The organism is Algoriphagus pacificus, from assembly GCF_017254845.1.
Taxonomy (GTDB): Bacteria; Bacteroidota; Bacteroidia; order Cytophagales; family Cyclobacteriaceae; genus Algoriphagus; species Algoriphagus pacificus.
Genome location: NZ_JAFKCU010000001.1, coordinates 1,297,373 through 1,314,321, shown reverse-complemented (window position 1 = coordinate 1,314,321; position 16,949 = coordinate 1,297,373). Strand labels below are relative to the sequence as shown.

Genomic DNA, 16,949 nt, shown 5'->3' with positions numbered 1-16,949 from the left:
AAAGAATAAACCCTAAATCAATTCCCCGTGAAAAGAATAACCTTAATACTTCTATTTCTAAGTCATACTTTGTTAGCACAAGTCCCTGAAGGAAAGCAGGTGGTAAGTTCACTTTACATTTATACGCTAGAAACAGGTGAATCCACTTTAGTAATGAAAGAGGACCGCCATTTTGAAGCTCCGAACTGGTCGCCGGATGGTACTTTCCTCTTAATAAACAGCGCAGGAAAACTGGAGAAAATCGGCTTAGACGGGAAAAACCTAGGGACTTTGAATACTGGAGAAATCCAAAAAGCAAATAACGACCATGGATATACTTTTGATGGGAAAACCCTTTTTATATCCAGCGGAAAACCTGATGTACGGGGCGGCTCTTATATCTATAAGGTAGATGCTGATGGCGGAACACCCGAATTGATCACCGAACTCACGCCATCCTATTGGCATGGAGTTTCTCCTGATGGAAAAGACATCGTATACTGTGCGCAGAGAAATAATAATTTTGATGTATATAAGATCAGTACTGAAGGTGGTGAAGAAATCCGATTGACTTCAGAGTCAAGCCTGGATGATGGCCCTGAATACTCTCCAGATGGCAAGTATATTTATTTCAATTCCTCAAGATCTGGAATGATGCAAATCTGGAGAATGAAACCTGATGGTTCCGATCCAGAACAAATGACTTTTGACAATCACTCCAACTGGTTTGCCCATATTTCACCAAACAATAAGGTGGCAACAATCATTACTTACATCGAAGATCAAAAAGAAGGGCATCCATTTGGCAGGCAGGTAAAACTCAGACTGCTTGATTTGGAAACTATGAAAATCAAGGATCTTACTGAAGAGTTTTATGGAGGACAAGGCACTATCAATGTGCCTTCTTGGAATCCTGAAGGAACCCACTTTGCTTATGTGCGATATGCGTTGAAGGATATGTAAATTCCAAAGCCCTCAAAATTCAAATTAAGATTCTGATATCCACTTAATAAAATCAGGGGTGGCACTTTGGCTACATACCAATAAATTATTTTCTCCTTGCACTTTGATTGCAACTGAGTTTTTGGAGTATCGTTCCAGTCCCAAAACAAATTTACTATGAACCAAATGACTCCGGCTGATTCGAAAGAATTTATCCTGGCTTAATTGCTCTTCCAATTCCCTCAAAGTAGACTCTTTGAGTAAATGCTTTTTCGAAAATTGATCCACTGCCCAAACCAATGAGTTTTCTGCCAAGAAAAAGCTGACATCATCCAATGACAAAAAATAAGCTCCTTTGTGGTTTGGAACCAATATCCTGCTTTTGAAAGTAGGTTTATCTAAAACTTGATTCCCAATTACCCGCTGCAATTTCTCCAAAATGGAGGATTGTTCCTCTTGGGACCATGACAATCTTTTGAACTTTGCCCAAGCGCTCATAAACCGCTCTTGGTTGAATGGTTTCAGTAAATACTCAATCCCATTCCCCTCAAAAGCCTGCATCCAAAATTGGTTATAGGCTGTGGTAAAAATAATTGGGCAATTAATTTCGACTTCTTCAAACAACTGAAAAACATTGCCATCCAGTAATTCAATATCTGAAATCAATAGATCAAGTTTGGGTGAATTTTTAAAGAAGGAAATCCCTGATTCCACCGAATCCAACTCAGCAATTACGTCGACGGATTCCTCTAGCCCTTCCAAAATCGCTTGACCTTATTTCTTGAAGGCACTTCATCCTCTATAATTACTACCCGAATCATATTACTTTTTCTTTTATCAAGGGTAATTCCACAGTAAATGAATCATGGTTCTTAAGTATTTCCAAAGGTTCTTTACTGAGCAGACCGTATTGTTTTATTAGGTTTTCCAAACCTCTTCCTCCACTATGCTTTTTATGCTTATATGGCTTTAATTTATTGCTTACCTCAATTTTTTCATTGACTTGAATGGAAATAATGAGGGGTTCATTTTCGCTTCCTTGATTATGAAAAACCGCATTTTCTATCAAAACCTGTAAGGTTAAAGGAGGAATCCAGGAATCAGGGATTTCATTTGGCACTTCAAGTTTATAACCCGCACCAAATTTTCTGGACAACAACCGAAAATAATTGAAAGAAAAGGCCAATTCTTCCTTTAAAGGAACGAGAGAGGTGTCTGAATTCTCCAAGGCATAGCGGTAAATCTCAGAAAAGTTATGCAAGAACTCTGATGCCATCGCTGGATTTTCCTCTATCAATTGATCTAGCACATTGAGGTTGTTAAACAAAAAATGAGGATTTAATTGCTGCTTCAGCTGATGGATCGTGGATTCGGCCATTGCCTGATCGTAATCTGCTAGGATTTTTTGATGCTCCTGAAATTTCCTGAATAATAAGAAGGCAAAATAGAACCCACCATAGATCATAAAATCCAGGACACGGGTAAAATTTGACAGTAAAACCACCTCACCTATAAAATTCCTCTCAAAATTCCCGAAAGCAAGAGCAATGAAAAGTGAGAAGGCATCACTTATCAATATCCAGCCTAATAATCCCATCAGGAAGCTTAGCAAAGCTTTTTCCTTCTGAAGCGGAAATTGATTTCCATGGATTTTCAAAAAGCTATAACGGAGCAGCAAAACAATAATTAAGATGTTTGGAATTGCCGTGATAACCGATTCAGGAGTGAAAGTGTACAGATTGATCACTTGCCCGGGACCGATTCTAGACTTAATAGAATCTAGATAGGAGAAAAATACAATGAAGAGTAAAAATTCTGACGAAAGTTGTAATCGCTCCAGCAGCTTTTTCATAGGATTTATAAAAGAAGGTGGAAGAATTCTCCCACCTTAATCTTTGATTTATTTATTTCTGTTCTGGCCAAGTACTAGTCACATTTCCTTTTTCATCATATGCCTCCAACTTAGGATTATTGTCCTTATCGATGTAGAACATAGCTCTTGGCATCCCTTTATCGTCAAACAAAAATAACCCGTTATTTTGACTTCTTGATTTGCCCAACATAATTCTAGGAGCTCCTCCAAGCAGTTCCTGCTCTTGGTATTCTGAGTATTTTGTTTTAAACGCCTCAGGGTCTGTCTTTCTGAGTTCCTTTAATTCCAGCATGATCTCACGTGTTTTTTCCTGGGATTCTTTCGCCGGTCTGTCATTGAAGACCAAACTTGAACTCACATATCGATCCTCGCCTTTTTGGGAGTCTGTCGTTAACAACTGCATAACCTGATCTCCATCATATTGGTCAAATGTCAAGGATAGACCTGAGCTATGCCCATTTTCCTTTTTCTCTCCATCATAGATGAATCCTCCACATTCCAACCCATCTTCATTGAAAAAAAGCATTCCTGCTCTTTTCTTTCGATCGGCGTTGGTGTTGTTCCCATTTATTTTATCCTCACCATTTGGAAAAAGTCCAGCATTCGTGATGATCATTTTTACGGTTCCGTCAGCTTCCACCACATTTATTCTTTGCACATCTATGGTTTCAAACTGCTGACTTCCTGATCCTTTAAATGAAGAGAAGAATAAAAAAGAAGAGCTAATTGCTGCAGTTACTGCGAATGTTCTGAGAAAGATAAGTTCCTTGTTCATGTGTCTAGTGTTTTAAATAATTGATGATCAAAACTAGATCAAGCTCAGTTCTCAAAACACCTTATTCAAATGAGTAAAGGAATATTTCAAATGGATGGATGAAAAATGGAAATAGACCAAATCCTCAAAGACAAAAAATGGAGACGGTGTTTGGTTATGTAAGTAATCTCACCCTTCCCATTTTTCTAGAACTTCAAAAAACCAGAGAGATTTTAAAATTTTGCAATCAAAAAAAGCCGATCATTTCTGATAGCCTTCGAAGTTATGTGAGCGGGGATATAAAAAACACCTATTTTCCAATACTTTATTAAATAAGCAGTCGGGCTCGCTTTATATGTGAAATTGAATTTCTTGTAGTTGGTTTTATTAAAGCAATTTTAACAACTAATTCAGCCAATCATCTGGGGGAATCACAGTTGCCCCTTCCACAACTCTACAATCATCTGCAATTGTGAAATCTGGTTGACGAAACTCTAAATCTTCCCGATTTATATATATTCTCTTTTTAGACTCGCCTGCGGCAATAAAAAATCCCAAAACCACTTCATCTGGATCATCCAAACTGATCATATTCCCTCTGATATTTGCCGGCGGTGGATCAAAGACAGAGCCTGTTAGTTCTATCTGCTGTTTTACTAACCTCAAATATCGATAAGCATCAGCAGAAATACTTAACTGATTTATATCGACTCTAAATGTTGATATAAATCGAAGTCCGTCATCTTTAATAAAAGCTGCTTTAAATCTTGTGTTTAAACCATTAAAATTGTCATCATTGGTTAAAAAAATCTCATAATTACCCACTTCTTCTTCCAAGTAACAAGTATAACAACAAGGTTTAGGTGCCGGTGTCAAAGATTTTGGTGGATAATATAAATCTGGCCTTGTATTCAATTCGTAAATTGCTGGTTCGTTTCTCCAGAAATAAAAGTTGTTTTCATCTCCAGGATCTTTAAAATCCACATAGATTCCGGCACCAGAATCGTTAAATAATTCCCCTTCCACAGGAATTTCTTCAGCTACGATAGAGAAATTCTCAATTGGAATTGCAGGTTTTACAACCTCGGGGAGTGACACATATTTGCTACCATTGCTTAACTGGATGTTTAATGTATATGAACTACCCACAATTGCTGAAAAATCTTCCGGACTTCTATAGACTCCTCTTTCATTTATATCTTCTGTGAGGTAAGTAATCTCTCCAAACTCATCTCTGACAAAGACCTTTGCACTCCTCTCAGGAAGAATCACCCCTTCGAAAACACTACCATAAGTTGTGCTCTTGGACAGTTTAACAGAATGTGGACCTGGTCCATTCGTTATCATACCATCAATAGTCAGTAGTTGTTTACCTTCTTCAACCTCTATTTCATAAGGTGTTATACAAGCTTCAAAAAGCAAGATTAAAATCAAATAAAAATATTTTTTCCGCATCTTATTAAAACTTAGTAGTTCGGCTTCTAATGGAAATAGGACACATATATTAATTCATCGAATGGCTTTCCAATTATTTCAACAAAGTGAAAAATGGCTGTTATGAATATTTTCTGTTCAAAATCCATCAGGGTCAAACTTGTACAAATTCATCGGGTAATTTCCCGCAATTATTCTATCAGGTGTCCGTATTAAATAAATTGAGCCCCCATATGAATAATGCGCTACAGTGACCTCTGTAATAGATCCTGGTATATCCTTCTTTATTTTCCATGAAAAATTAGACATATCCAATTCCCAAAACTCAGATGTCCTTTTATAAAGTCCAATGTAGGCTTTGTCACCTATTACTTGTCCCATTCCATATCCTAAACCAAGGTTCCCCGGAAATACAGAAACTTTTCTCCAAAAAAGAGTATTCGGATCAAATTCCCAGAGGAACTTATCCGAGTCTACTACATAGAATTTGTTTTGATAAACAAAAAATGGATTTGACTTGGTAAGGATTGCGGGTGCTTGTGTGATTCGAGTCCAAGTCTTATTTGTTGGATTATATTTTCTAACTCCAAAAAAATCTTCTTCTAAACTTCCGATAACATATAGCTCCTCTTTAATTTCAAAAGCAATTGATTCCCTTGAAATAAATTTCAAATCCTCTAACTTTTCAAAATCATTCCCAATTATTTTGAAAAAAGTATAATTGATCTTGTAGCCAAGCGTATCCAAATTAGAAGTACCACCCCCTAAATAGTTTTCAGTAGAAAAACCATAAGATCTGTTAGATCCAGAATATTGAATATCAAACCATTCTTGGGATTTAAGGTCAAACCTTTTCATTCTAGGATAGAGAGCAAAGATTGACATATTACCTAAACCTAAAACCAAATTGCCATCCTTCAAATAAAAAATTGCATCAGCTAACCTGAAGGGATCAGGATATACACTTATTATTTCATACGTTCCGGTTTTATATTCAAATAATGTTGAAAACTCTAACTCAACATTTTGACAAATTAGTTTTATTGGAACGTTAACAGTTTTTGGAGGAGGAATTTTTAAATGAATTGTTGATTCATCAACTATTGAAGTAATTGGAACTTGAGTGTCACCAAAAAATACTTGTGTATCCTTTGTGAAATTTGTGCCTTTAATAATAAAGTCATCTCCCTCAGCCCCAAAATAAGGACTAAAACTTTTTATTGAAGGTGCTAGGGTTTTTAATTGGATTACATTTCCATACTGAATCTCTCCTCCTACATCCATGAATGCTTTAGCATAATATGATTTGGAATTTGTTAAGCCATCTGTTTCCCCAATAAATCTCCCAGGCCCTTTTTTTGATCCAAGGGAAATAATAATTGGTGCTGAAAAGGTTTCTTCTTCTGAAATGTAAAATCCATGATCATTCAATTCAATCAATTCATTTGTAATTATTCTACCTAATAATCGAAGATTTTCACTACTCGAATAAAGTATTTCTTCAGTAACAATAACTGTCGTAGTATTTTCTTCTTCTGTACATGAATAAAAAAAGATCACAAAACAAAAAAGTACAAATCGTAGAGATTTTAACATATCATACATATCGCCAGGTTGCTATAAAAAATGAAAACAATAGACTTATAAAGTAAAAAAAAATGTTTTACTAAACAACTAGTCAAAATAGATGCAGTCAAAGTATTTTCTTATTACTACAGTAAATATCCAAAATTTTAAGTTTTCAAATTTTGAATTAGATGGGAAGTATATTGGCAAAACATTTAATACAAAAAGGAGGAAATAAGTGACAGGTTGAAAATTTAATGGATCTTGAAAAAAATTACTTTAGGATCCATTTTCATTTTCTTTGTAAATAGAATCAATCCATATAGCTAACTATTGTCGATCCCAAGAACTAATTATTTGAAACAAAAAAAGCCGATCATTTCTGATCGGCTTCGTAGTAGCGGGAACAGGACTCGAACCTGTGACCTTCGGGTTATGAGCCCGACGAGCTACCAACTGCTCCATCCCGCGATATATTTTTAAGCTTTTAAAGCTAAATTTTCTGTTCTAAATCTGCCCTTGTGGCCAATTGTGATACAAAAGTAGTAGTTTAAATTTCAAATCCAAAACTGCCAGACAAAAATTTATTTATTGATCACCCATCATCCGTTCACGCATTACGGTATATTTTTCTCCAGACTTTATTTCACCAAGTGGGCTAAACGACACAAAAACAAGAGCTTAAACACAGCATCAAGAAAATCATCCTCCCTAAAATTCTGCCAAATTTTATTTTGTAGAAAACTAAAAATCCTCAGTATTGTCTAAAAATCAAGTACCTTTGTCAAAAATTTCTCAGAATGACTCAAGCCAAACACCAAGCAGGATTTGTAAACATCATCGGTAAACCCAATGTAGGAAAATCTACTTTGATGAATATCCTTGTCGGTGAGCGACTTTCGATTATTTCTTCTAAAGCGCAGACTACTCGTCACAGAATTCTTGGCTTGGCGAATTCCGAAAATTATCAGATTGTTTTTTCCGATACTCCAGGTATGCTGAAGCCTCAATACGAGCTTCATAAAAACATGATGAGTTTCGTCAATATCTCTCTGGAAGATGCCGATGTCATTTTATTTGTGACGGATCTTTATGAGACTGACGAAGAAATAGAGGAGATCATTGTCAAAATCAACAATTCAGGTATTCCTGTGATTTTGGTGATCAACAAGATTGATCTTGCAAAAGAAGGCCAACTGCAAACTGTAACTGAATACTGGACTTCTAGAATACAGGCTTCTACAGTTATCCCGATTTCAGCAGGAGAAAAATTCAATACTGACAAAATCCTTCAGGAAATTCTTGATAGACTTCCCGAGCACCCGGCTTTTTATGACAAAGAGGAACTAACCGACCGCTCTGAGCGGTTCTTTGCCTCCGAGATCATTCGTGAAAAGATATTCAAAAACTACAAAAAAGAAATTCCTTATAGTTCTGAAGTGAACATTGAGGAGTTTCATGTTAAAAATAAAATTATCCGGATCAGAGCCACCATCTACGTAGAGCGTGATAGCCAAAAAGGTATCATCATTGGAGACAAAGGCAAAGCACTCAAAAAAGTAGGAATTGAGGCTAGAGAAGAACTGGAGAAATTCTTTGGAAAACAGGTTTTCTTGGAAACATTCGTCAAAGTGGAGCCTGACTGGAGAAAAAATAAATTGAAATTGAAAAAATTTGGGTACGACCCAACTTGATTATGGCAAATATTGTAGCAATTGTAGGCAGGCCTAACGTGGGAAAATCCACCTTATTCAACAGATTGGTGGAAGAGAGAAAGGCTATTGAGGATAACATGAGCGGTGTTACCCGTGACAGACACTACGGCCATGCCCAGTGGACGGGCAAATTCTTTTCGGTAATTGATACGGGAGGTTATGTAACTGGCTCAGAAGACATCTATGAGGCTGAGATACGCAAGCAGGTAAAATTAGCCGTTGAGGAGGCTGATGTGATTTTGTTTGTGGTGGATTGCCATGATGGTTTGACTGATTTGGATACAGAATTTGCCAACGAACTTAGAAGCACAGAAAAGCCAATCTACATCGTCGCCAATAAAGCCGATAATCAGGAGAAAAGCTTTATGTCTGCAGAATTCTATGCTTTGGGATTATCTGATTTTGAGGTGTTTCCGATCGCCGCTGCTAGCGGAAGCGGAACTGGAGATCTTTTAGATAGCATCGTTACTCATTTTGAAGATGAAGGTGAGGAGGATCCAGATGCTGGAATCCCAAAAATTTCAATCTTGGGAAGACCGAATGTTGGTAAATCATCCTTTTTGAATGCCCTTCTAGGCAAGGAGCGCTCAATCGTCACAAACGAAGCCGGCACAACTCGCGATGCTATCCATACTCGATACAAACTGTTTGGACAGGACTTTATTATCACAGATACGGCCGGAATCAGGAAAAAAGCCAAAGTAACAGAAGACATTGAGTTTTATTCTGTAATGCGCTCTTTGAGAACGCTTGAAGAATCGGATGTAATCATTGTGATGGTTGATGCGACCAGAGGGCTTGAGGCTCAAGACATGAATTTGATTTCCCTGGGAATCAAAAACAACAAAGGCATCATGATCATGGTCAACAAATGGGATCTTATTGAAAAGGATCACAAGACGATGAACAAGGTGAAAGAAGATATGCTGGAAAGACTGGGTGAAAACAAATGGATTCCAATCATTTTTACATCAGTGACAGAAAAGCAAAGAATTTTCCAAGCAATCGAACTTGCGGTTAAAGTTTACGAAAATAAAACCAGGAAAGTACAGACCTCAAAACTCAACGATGTCATGCTTCCTGAAATCGAGAAATATCCTCCTCCAGCTTGGAAAGGGAAGTACATTAAAATCAAGTATGTCACGCAGTTACCGACCAAAAACCCTGTTTTTGCCTTCTTCTGCAACCTTCCTCAGTATATCAAATCTCCTTATACCAGGTTCCTTGAAAACCGCTTGAGAGAGAACTTTGACTTCGATGGAGTGCCTGTAAAAATTATTTACAAAAACAAATAAAAAATATTTAAACGGCTTCTTGTTTTATTGCGAAAAGTAATAATAACTTTGCATTGTAATTAAGAAAATCACAACAAATGAAAAAGGTATTTGCAATTTTCGCAATCTCTGGCGTAATGTTCGCTACTTCTTGCGGTAACAAAGAAGTTAAAGAAGAGACTGTAGAGGTAACTGAAACAGTTGAAACTGTTGAAGAAGAAGTTATCATCGAAGAAGCTACTACAGACACAACTGAAGTAGTTATCGTTGAAGAAACAGTTGAAGAGGTTAAGTAATTAACCCCACTTCCAAAAAAGATTGAGTCCCGATTATTCGGGACTCTTTTTTTTGTATTTTTCACCATGCTTGAAGCTTCCCATTTGGAACAGATTTTTTCCAAACACCTACCTCCGGCGGCCATTTCCTATTGTCTCAAATTATGGAAAGAACAACCCTTCCATTTTAAAGTCACTTCAAGTCGCAAGTCAAAACTGGGAGATTTTAGGTACAGAAGAGATCAAAAGCTTCAGACCATTACTTTAAATGTAGACTTAAATCCCTACCAGTTTTTATTGACCTATATCCATGAGGTCGCTCACCTCTACACTTTCGTCAAATTCGGCTTTCAAATCAGCCCACACGGAAAAGAATGGAAATCGACTTTCCAAAGCTTACTATTCCCGATTTTAGCAGAGCAATTTTTTCCCATTGATATTCTTATTCCTTTGAGGAAACACATGAAAAATCCAAAAGCCAGTTCGGCAGCGGACCTTTTCTTGATGAAAGAAATGAGTAAATACGATCTCAAAAAAGATTATTCAGAGGTGACGTTTCTCTCAGACCTAAAAGTTGGAAGCAGATTTTTGATTTCAGGAAGGGAATTTGAAAAAGGCGAAACCCGTAGAACAAGATCGGTTTGTCTCGAAATAAAATCCGGAAAGAAATTTTTGATTGCAGTACTTGCAAAAGTTCAACCGCTATAGCTACTCTCTTTCCTCTCCGATTTGATTTTCTGGTTGGGAAAAATCTTTAGGCTGAGGTAAGTCTTGGATGGAGTTGATCCCAAAATACTCCATAAACTTATCGGAAGTTCCAAAAAGCAAAGGTCTTCCAATGCCGTCTGATTTACCTTTGACCTCAACCAATTCTTTTTCAAGAAGCTTCTGGACCGAATAATCCGAATTGACTCCCCGGATTTGCTCGATATCACCTTTGGTAACTGGCTGCTTATAAGCAATAATCGAAAGGGTTTCTAACTGAGCGGTAGATAGCCTCTTTTGCGATTGCTGCTTTAATAATATGCCAATACTGGTTTGATATGCGGGCTTGGTCAAAAATTGATATCCTCCCCCTAAATTTTCTAAGGCAAAGGAAAAATCTTCAGAATTGTATTTCTCGGTAAGTTCTTGGATGGCTTGATCAATGTGATCTATAGGAACCTCAGCTTCAAACATTTCCGACAAGCACTTCCCTATCTCCTCACTACTCAGGGGAGAAGGAGCACAAAAAATTAATGCTTCAATATGCCGATGAAGGAACTCCAAGTATTATTTCTTGGCTAGTTTTGCTTCGATGGAATGCATAGTATGAGGAACAGCTTTCAATCTTTCTTTGGAGATCAACTTGCCAGTATCCACACATACACCGTAAGTGCCATTTTTGATTCTGATAAGTGCGTTCTCCAGATTGATGATAAACTTCTGCTGTCTTGCTGCCAACTGGCTTAAGCTCTCTCTTTCTAGTGTGTCGGCTCCATCTTCCAATAATTTGGAAGTCGATGCTGTAAAATCAGTCCCACTATCATTCTTCTTACTCAAAGATTCTTTCAAAGAATTTAATTCCTCCTTTGCAGAAGCTAATTTCTGAAGGATGATTGCTTCGAATTCCTTCAACTCCTCGGAGGAGTAGGCTGTCTTTTCTTCCTGACTCATTTTTCGCTCAGTTTAATGATAGTATTGGGACGGATAAAATATGTAAATGTTCTCTAAAATACATTTAGCTAGCTTAATTACAAAGAGGCTGAGACAAGCAAAGATTTATAAAATCACCTCTTTTTACATTCTTATCTTGGCAGTCGGAAAAACCGGCCTCATATTCAACCATTTAGTCCTAAAAAATCAAAATAAATCAAAAATTTTGGTTTAATTAAAGTTTATGATTTTGATCATAAAAGTTCAAACGTATATCCAACAAAGCTTTGAAAGCTAAAAAATCAATCAGAAGAATCTGTCCTTTCAAACGGAAATTTTAAAAGAGTGTAATTCTCAATCCAAACAAAAAAAGCTGTCATGCGACAGCTTTTTCTTCATTTAGCATTTTTTCATAGCGCTTTTTCAAAACGAGAAGATCTACTTCAATCCTATATTTCATCAATAAATATTGATGAGCTTCAGAAATCTCTTTTCCTTCTTGAACGCAAATTTTTTGAATGGCCTGATTGATCAATCCTCTTTCCATAACCGGGGTGTTTAATGATTCAATTTATCGAATTTATCTCGGAACTAATAGAAAATTTTTAAGAAAGTTAAAATCGTGTTGCCACCACAATAGTTTTCTTAATCCGAATTACTTCTCCTTCTAAATCAAACAATTCCACCAGCAGTATATAATATCCCGGCCTCACTTTTCTTCCCACTTCATCTGTACCTTCCCAAGTATAAATTCCTTTCGGACCCAAAATCACATTCCTATCCAAAGAATAGATCAGTCTACCCGAAATATCATATATCTCAAAAGACCCAACCCATCCAGTTTGATCTAGCTCATAGGAAATTGTGGTAAAGGTTTTTCCATTGCTCCCCTCCGGATCAAAAACCTCGGGTTCGATTTGAATAAGATTTGTTGCCATTTCATTTTCAAAATCTTGAGAATTCCTCTTTCCAGGAGTACCATAGTCCTCCGAACTGGAAGCAGACTGCCAATTGAAGGATAAATCACTTGGGGAGTCCGCTGAAATCCTCTCCAAAGAAACTCCTTTAGGATCCCGTAAAAGCGGATGGTGAAGCTTTTCATTATAGGTAAAAGTCTCCAAGATTTCCTTTTCTTCCGTGGCAAGTACGACAGTTCCTCCACTGATAGGGTAACTCGGTAAACTTGGGATTTGAATAAAATGGTTTCCTGAGGATTTTGGGAAATCAGCTTTCAACTTCAAGGTGTCAGTGGTTAAGGCTAAATAACTTTTTGGAGGCAAAACTCTTGAAGAATTAGAGAAGACTTTGAATTGATCAGGATTTCCTTCATCGTCAAAATTGCCTAACACTAAACTTGAAAGCCCAATGTATTTTTCGCTTTTATTAAAAATCTCGACAAACTTTGGTCTTCCGGTCTGAGGATTGAAAAGTAATTCATTAATGACCACATCACCTTCCACCCCATTTTCAGGCAATACTATTTTAATTGGATTCATGACCTCAACTAGGCTTCCATAACAATCAGCTAGCTGATCCAAGCTAAGCTCATAAATAAGAGAAGGAGTTGCTGGGACATTTAAATTGATCTGAATCGAGCTCGGTAAAAGTTGAAAAACTGAATCAATAACCAAATCAGGAATTTCAATTTCAAAAGCATCTTGAACTGACCTTACAGGCTGGCTAAATTCTAAAACTATAGAAACCGAATCCAAAAAATAGGCTGCTTCCAAAACTGGAGGAATAATTTCAGTGCTTAGATCAAAGATTGAGTTTTCCCTCCCCGGAGTTCCTCTTAAAGGATCGATGGAAGACTTTAAAAAAGAGGTTTGCTCACAGGTGATGAAAGGATTAGAAACTTCTAGGCTAAATCCTCCGCCAGAGAATTCTGATCCTCCCCAAGTGGCAGTGTTATAGAATAATTGGTCGATCAGCTTGCCCTTTGAATCTTTCAAGAAAATCCGATCACCACTATTTAGTAGAGTTGGCCAATTTTTGATTGGAAGGACATTTCCAAAACCTTTCATGAGTTCAATTTGGCTTTCTGGAACCAAGAGTAAATATTCGCCTGGCTCAAGCCAGAATTCATCTAGAACCACCTCATTTCTACTGTTTCCATAAATCAAACCCTCCAACCTCACTGCATAATCACCTACATGGTACAGCTCAACATATTCTACATTCGGAAGATCTAAATCTGGTTTTGGAGCAGGCATTATCTCGTTAATCACCAAATCTTTGAAAGAAATTTCAGTTGGATCGAAAAACTGAAATTCAAAATTTGAAGGCTCCATGAAATTTCCTGCCAAATCAGGTATTTGAGAAACCTCTATCCTGTAATTCTTTTGGGGTAATAAATCTTCAGAAAAAGTCAAAAGGACGGTTGAATCAGAAACCAATTGAGCATCAACCGGTTCAAGCGTTTCTAGTTTATAATTTAATTGAATCACAGAAAAAATAGGATCCACTGGTTCTGAAAAATGAACCAGAACTTGATCTTCATCATATCCCAATACATTCAAAATAGAAGGAGGAGTAGAATCTGACTCTATGTCTCCAAATTCAAAATCATCCAAAACCCAACGTGCACAGCTTCCAGATCCCGGTCCGTAATTGACATAAAATTTTAAATAGACCGTATCAAGCTTTTTAAAAGACTCAGGAATAGCTAATTCAAACTTTCTAAACTCCCTATCTTCATTTGGAAATCCAGTCTCCTGATCTAAGAGCACTGCTTCCCCATAAGCTCCTTCCAAGCTTTCTGACCAAGCGTACAAGACAACTGCTGGACGGTTGCCACTTCCATTTCTTATAGAACTAGCCCAAAAAACAACTTTTGGATCAGAATATACCGAAGGGGATAATTTGACAACTACTTCCCCATCAAATGTTGAAATCGGCTGAACTGCTAAGCCCTTACTTTCATTTCTACCTTTCCCTAGAGCTTGAAAAATTCTTGCGCTGGTAGCTCTTAGCTCATTCCCATACCAACCAGGAAGGAATTCTTCTGGCAAATTTTGAATATTGAAATTCTCCTCAAATGTCTGGGATTGGGAATAGACCTTCGAATTAAAAAATACAGACACTAAAAGAAGAGTCCATAAACAGCTAAAACCGAAAAAAAATAGCGATTTCATCTTTCATCTATTAAAAAGTTAATAGATAAATATAAGAATGAAACCCAATTGATTAGTAGGTCATGATAAAAATTTTCTCCTTTTCCATATAAAAATATTAGCAGATTATCCTGAAAATGAATGCATAGCCCTTACTTTTGCATTCCAAAATAAAAACAACCTATTAAAAACCAGTCTGATGAAATTAGCAGTGGTAGGAGCTACCGGTTTGGTGGGCTCCGAAATCCTTGAAGTGCTAGATGAGCACAACTTCCCTTTTGACGAATTGCTATTGGTAGCTTCCGAGCGATCTGTAGGTAAACAGATCGAGTATAAGGGTAAACCTTACACTGTAATCGGATTGGCTGAGGCTGTTTCATTGAAACCTGAAATTGCAATTTTCTCTGCTGGAGGTGGTACTTCTTTAGAATGGGCACCAAAATTTGCGGAAGTTGGAACCGTAGTAATTGATAATTCTTCAGCTTGGAGAATGGATCCTAGCAAAAAATTAGTGGTCCCAGAAATCAACGCAAAAGAAATTTCTGGAACAGATAAGATCATTGCCAACCCAAATTGCTCTACAATCCAAATGGTATTGGCTTTGGAACCCTTGAGACAGCGTTATGGCATCAAGCGAATCGTTGTTTCTACCTATCAGTCTGTGACAGGTACGGGAAAAGCTGCCGTAGATCAAATGATGGCTGAACGTGCCGGAGAGACCCCTGAAATGGTCTATCCTCACAAAATTGACATGAACGTCCTTCCTCATATCGATGTTTTCCAACCAAATGGGTACACCAAAGAGGAAATGAAGATGATTAACGAAACTAAGAAGATTTTCTCTGACGATACCATCAAAGTAACAGCCACTACCGTGAGAATCCCAACCATGGGAGGTCACTCTGAAGCTGTAAACGTGGAATTCAAAGAAGATTTCGATTTGGATGAAGTAAGAAAACTACTTTCCGAAACTCCAGGTGTGATTGTTCAAGATGATCCTGCAAACTTTGTTTATCCTATGCCAATCAATGCACATAAAAAGGACGAAGTATTTGTGGGTCGATTGAGAAGAGATGAATCTCAGGAAAACACCTTGAACATGTGGATTGTGGCTGACAACTTGAGAAAAGGTGCTGCTACCAATGCTGTTCAAATCGCTGAATATTTAGTGGCAAATAGCTTGATTTAATGAGCTGGCCAGAAATTCATAACCCAGAATTTCAACAATTTGTGCAGGATCATCTCCATGAAGATCCTGCACTTTTGCTTTTAAAGCATAATGGTAAAGTTACATTTGGTCTAAAAGAAGCTGTCCAGCAAATAGCTTCCAGACAAAAAGGAGCTAAAAAGCTACCAGAATGGACAAAAAATCCTGACTTAATCTTTCCAGCTTCTCTTTCATTGGAGCAGTCTTCCTCAGAAGAGACAGCAAAATATAAAAGTGTAGGTCTGGAAGGAGCATCCATAATCGACTTAACAGGTGGGTTTGGAGTGGATTCTTTTTACTTGAGTCAGGGATTTGATAAAGCAATTTATTGCGAGCAGCAACCTGAACTTTTTCAACTGACCAAACACAATCTTGAAAAGCTTGCCCCAGAAAAATTTGAATTCATTCAGGGAGATGGTTTGGAGTTTATGGCTCAGTCTAATCTGCATTTTGATTTGATCTATGCAGATCCTGCCAGAAGAGGAAAGGGAAATCAGAAACTTTATAAAATCCAAGATTGTGAGCCAAATTTGGTTTCTTCTTGGGAATTATTGAAATCAAAAGCTGGTAAAATCCTTCTGAAACACTCCCCAATGCTGGATATTTCTCAGGCTTGGGAAGAATTACCTGAAATCCAGAAAATCACCATTCTATCAGTTAAGAATGAGGTCAAAGAGCTTTTGCTTTTTTGGGACAAAAACAATCCAAATCAACCTCGGGAAATAACTATTCAAGATCTAGGAAGTGATAACCCCGCTTTTACTTTTTCCCCAGAGGAGGAAGAGCGTGCTGTTTCCCAGATTGCTGATGTGGAAAAATACATCATTGAACCTATCAGTGGAATTCTAAAATCCGGCTCATTCAAACTTTTTGGAAAACGATTTGGGCTCCAAAAACTTGATGTAAACAGCCATTTGTATACTTGTTCGGAGATACCTGAAAATATCCCGGCTAGGATTTTTGAGATAAAAGAGGAAGTCACTCCAAAAAAGAAAGAAATTCAATCCATATTTCCTGGAAGGAAAGTAAATGTCCTGACGAGAAATTACAGTTCTAAGCCAGAAGAGATCAAAAAGAAGTTTGGGTTAAAAGATGGAGGAGAGGATTTCCTCATTGGAACAAAGACTGTCCAAGGGTTTAAGTTATTCTGGTGCAAGCGGGTAAAATAAAAAAAGTGAAAGG

At 37.3% G+C, this 16,949-nt stretch carries 16 protein-coding genes and 1 tRNA gene; 7 read left to right on the top strand and 10 right to left on the bottom strand.

All coding sequences use genetic code 11. The features are described 5' to 3' along the window. The first annotated feature begins 27 nt into the window (after window positions 1-27). Complete coding sequence (locus tag J0A69_RS05575) at window positions 28-942, top strand: TolB family protein (protein WP_206585529.1); 915 nt, start codon at window positions 28-30, stop codon at window positions 940-942. Window positions 943-966: 24 nt separating this feature from the next. On the opposite strand, the gene J0A69_RS05570 is transcribed toward J0A69_RS05575, so the two are convergent. From J0A69_RS05570 to J0A69_RS05545, 6 genes are all read right to left on the bottom strand, one after another. Further along, window positions 967-1,683 (bottom strand): LytR/AlgR family response regulator transcription factor, encoded by a 717-nt coding sequence (locus J0A69_RS05570; RefSeq protein WP_206585528.1) that lies wholly within the window; start codon window positions 1,681-1,683, stop codon window positions 967-969. A 55-nt stretch (window positions 1,684-1,738) separates the two neighbouring features. Continuing rightward, window positions 1,739-2,773, bottom strand: coding sequence for a sensor histidine kinase (locus J0A69_RS05565; RefSeq protein ID WP_206585527.1), 1,035 nt, complete (start codon window positions 2,771-2,773; stop codon window positions 1,739-1,741). A gap of 52 nt (window positions 2,774-2,825) precedes the next feature. Continuing rightward, window positions 2,826-3,569 (bottom strand): hypothetical protein, encoded by a 744-nt coding sequence (locus J0A69_RS05560; RefSeq protein ID WP_206585526.1) that lies wholly within the window; start codon window positions 3,567-3,569, stop codon window positions 2,826-2,828. 384 nt (window positions 3,570-3,953) lie between these two features. Further along, window positions 3,954-5,003 (bottom strand): DUF4249 domain-containing protein, encoded by a 1,050-nt coding sequence (locus tag J0A69_RS05555; protein ID WP_206585524.1) that lies wholly within the window; start codon window positions 5,001-5,003, stop codon window positions 3,954-3,956. A gap of 117 nt (window positions 5,004-5,120) precedes the next feature. Continuing rightward, window positions 5,121-6,578, bottom strand: a complete 1,458-nt coding sequence (locus J0A69_RS05550) for an IPT/TIG domain-containing protein (protein ID WP_206585522.1) — start codon at window positions 6,576-6,578, stop codon at window positions 5,121-5,123. 368 nt (window positions 6,579-6,946) lie between these two features. Beyond that, window positions 6,947-7,019 (bottom strand) — tRNA-Met (locus J0A69_RS05545). Window positions 7,020-7,348: 329 nt separating this feature from the next. Between J0A69_RS05545 and era the strand changes: the two genes are divergently transcribed. The 4 genes from era to J0A69_RS05525 all read left to right on the top strand — a co-directional run bounded on the left by era (window position 7,349) and on the right by J0A69_RS05525 (window position 10,520). Beyond that, a complete protein-coding gene (gene era / locus J0A69_RS05540) occupies window positions 7,349-8,242 on the top strand; it encodes a GTPase Era (RefSeq protein ID WP_206585521.1) in 894 nt (297 codons plus the stop codon). 2 nt (window positions 8,243-8,244) lie between these two features. Beyond that, window positions 8,245-9,558 carry a ribosome biogenesis GTPase Der gene (der, locus tag J0A69_RS05535; protein WP_206585513.1) on the top strand — a complete coding sequence of 438 codons (1,314 nt, stop codon included), beginning with the start codon at window positions 8,245-8,247 and terminating at the stop codon, window positions 9,556-9,558. A 77-nt stretch (window positions 9,559-9,635) separates the two neighbouring features. Continuing rightward, window positions 9,636-9,833, top strand: a complete 198-nt coding sequence (locus J0A69_RS05530) for a hypothetical protein (RefSeq protein WP_206585512.1) — start codon at window positions 9,636-9,638, stop codon at window positions 9,831-9,833. Window positions 9,834-9,899: 66 nt separating this feature from the next. Continuing rightward, window positions 9,900-10,520, top strand: coding sequence for a SprT-like domain-containing protein (locus tag J0A69_RS05525; protein WP_206585510.1), 621 nt, complete (start codon window positions 9,900-9,902; stop codon window positions 10,518-10,520). Here J0A69_RS05525 and scpB read toward each other — a convergent pair whose 3' ends face one another. From scpB to J0A69_RS05505, 4 genes are all read right to left on the bottom strand, one after another. Further along, window positions 10,521-11,081 carry an SMC-Scp complex subunit ScpB gene (gene scpB, locus J0A69_RS05520; protein ID WP_206585509.1) on the bottom strand — a complete coding sequence of 187 codons (561 nt, stop codon included), beginning with the start codon at window positions 11,079-11,081 and terminating at the stop codon, window positions 10,521-10,523. A 3-nt stretch (window positions 11,082-11,084) separates the two neighbouring features. Further along, window positions 11,085-11,468, bottom strand: coding sequence for a TraR/DksA family transcriptional regulator (locus J0A69_RS05515; protein WP_206585500.1), 384 nt, complete (start codon window positions 11,466-11,468; stop codon window positions 11,085-11,087). A gap of 355 nt (window positions 11,469-11,823) precedes the next feature. After that, complete coding sequence (locus J0A69_RS05510; RefSeq protein ID WP_206585498.1) at window positions 11,824-11,994, bottom strand: hypothetical protein; 171 nt, start codon at window positions 11,992-11,994, stop codon at window positions 11,824-11,826. Window positions 11,995-12,061: 67 nt separating this feature from the next. Further along, window positions 12,062-14,581 (bottom strand): lamin tail domain-containing protein, encoded by a 2,520-nt coding sequence (locus J0A69_RS05505; RefSeq protein WP_206585496.1) that lies wholly within the window; start codon window positions 14,579-14,581, stop codon window positions 12,062-12,064. 178 nt (window positions 14,582-14,759) lie between these two features. On the opposite strand from J0A69_RS05505, the gene J0A69_RS05500 reads away from it, so the two are divergent. Together J0A69_RS05500 and J0A69_RS05495 are read left to right on the top strand one after the other, a co-directional pair. Further along, a complete protein-coding gene (locus J0A69_RS05500; RefSeq protein WP_206585495.1) occupies window positions 14,760-15,749 on the top strand; it encodes an aspartate-semialdehyde dehydrogenase in 990 nt (329 codons plus the stop codon). After that, window positions 15,749-16,936 (top strand): class I SAM-dependent methyltransferase, encoded by a 1,188-nt coding sequence (locus J0A69_RS05495; RefSeq protein ID WP_206585494.1) that lies wholly within the window; start codon window positions 15,749-15,751, stop codon window positions 16,934-16,936. Before J0A69_RS05500 ends, J0A69_RS05495 begins: the two co-directional genes overlap by 1 nt. Window positions 16,937-16,949: the final 13 nt, after the last annotated feature.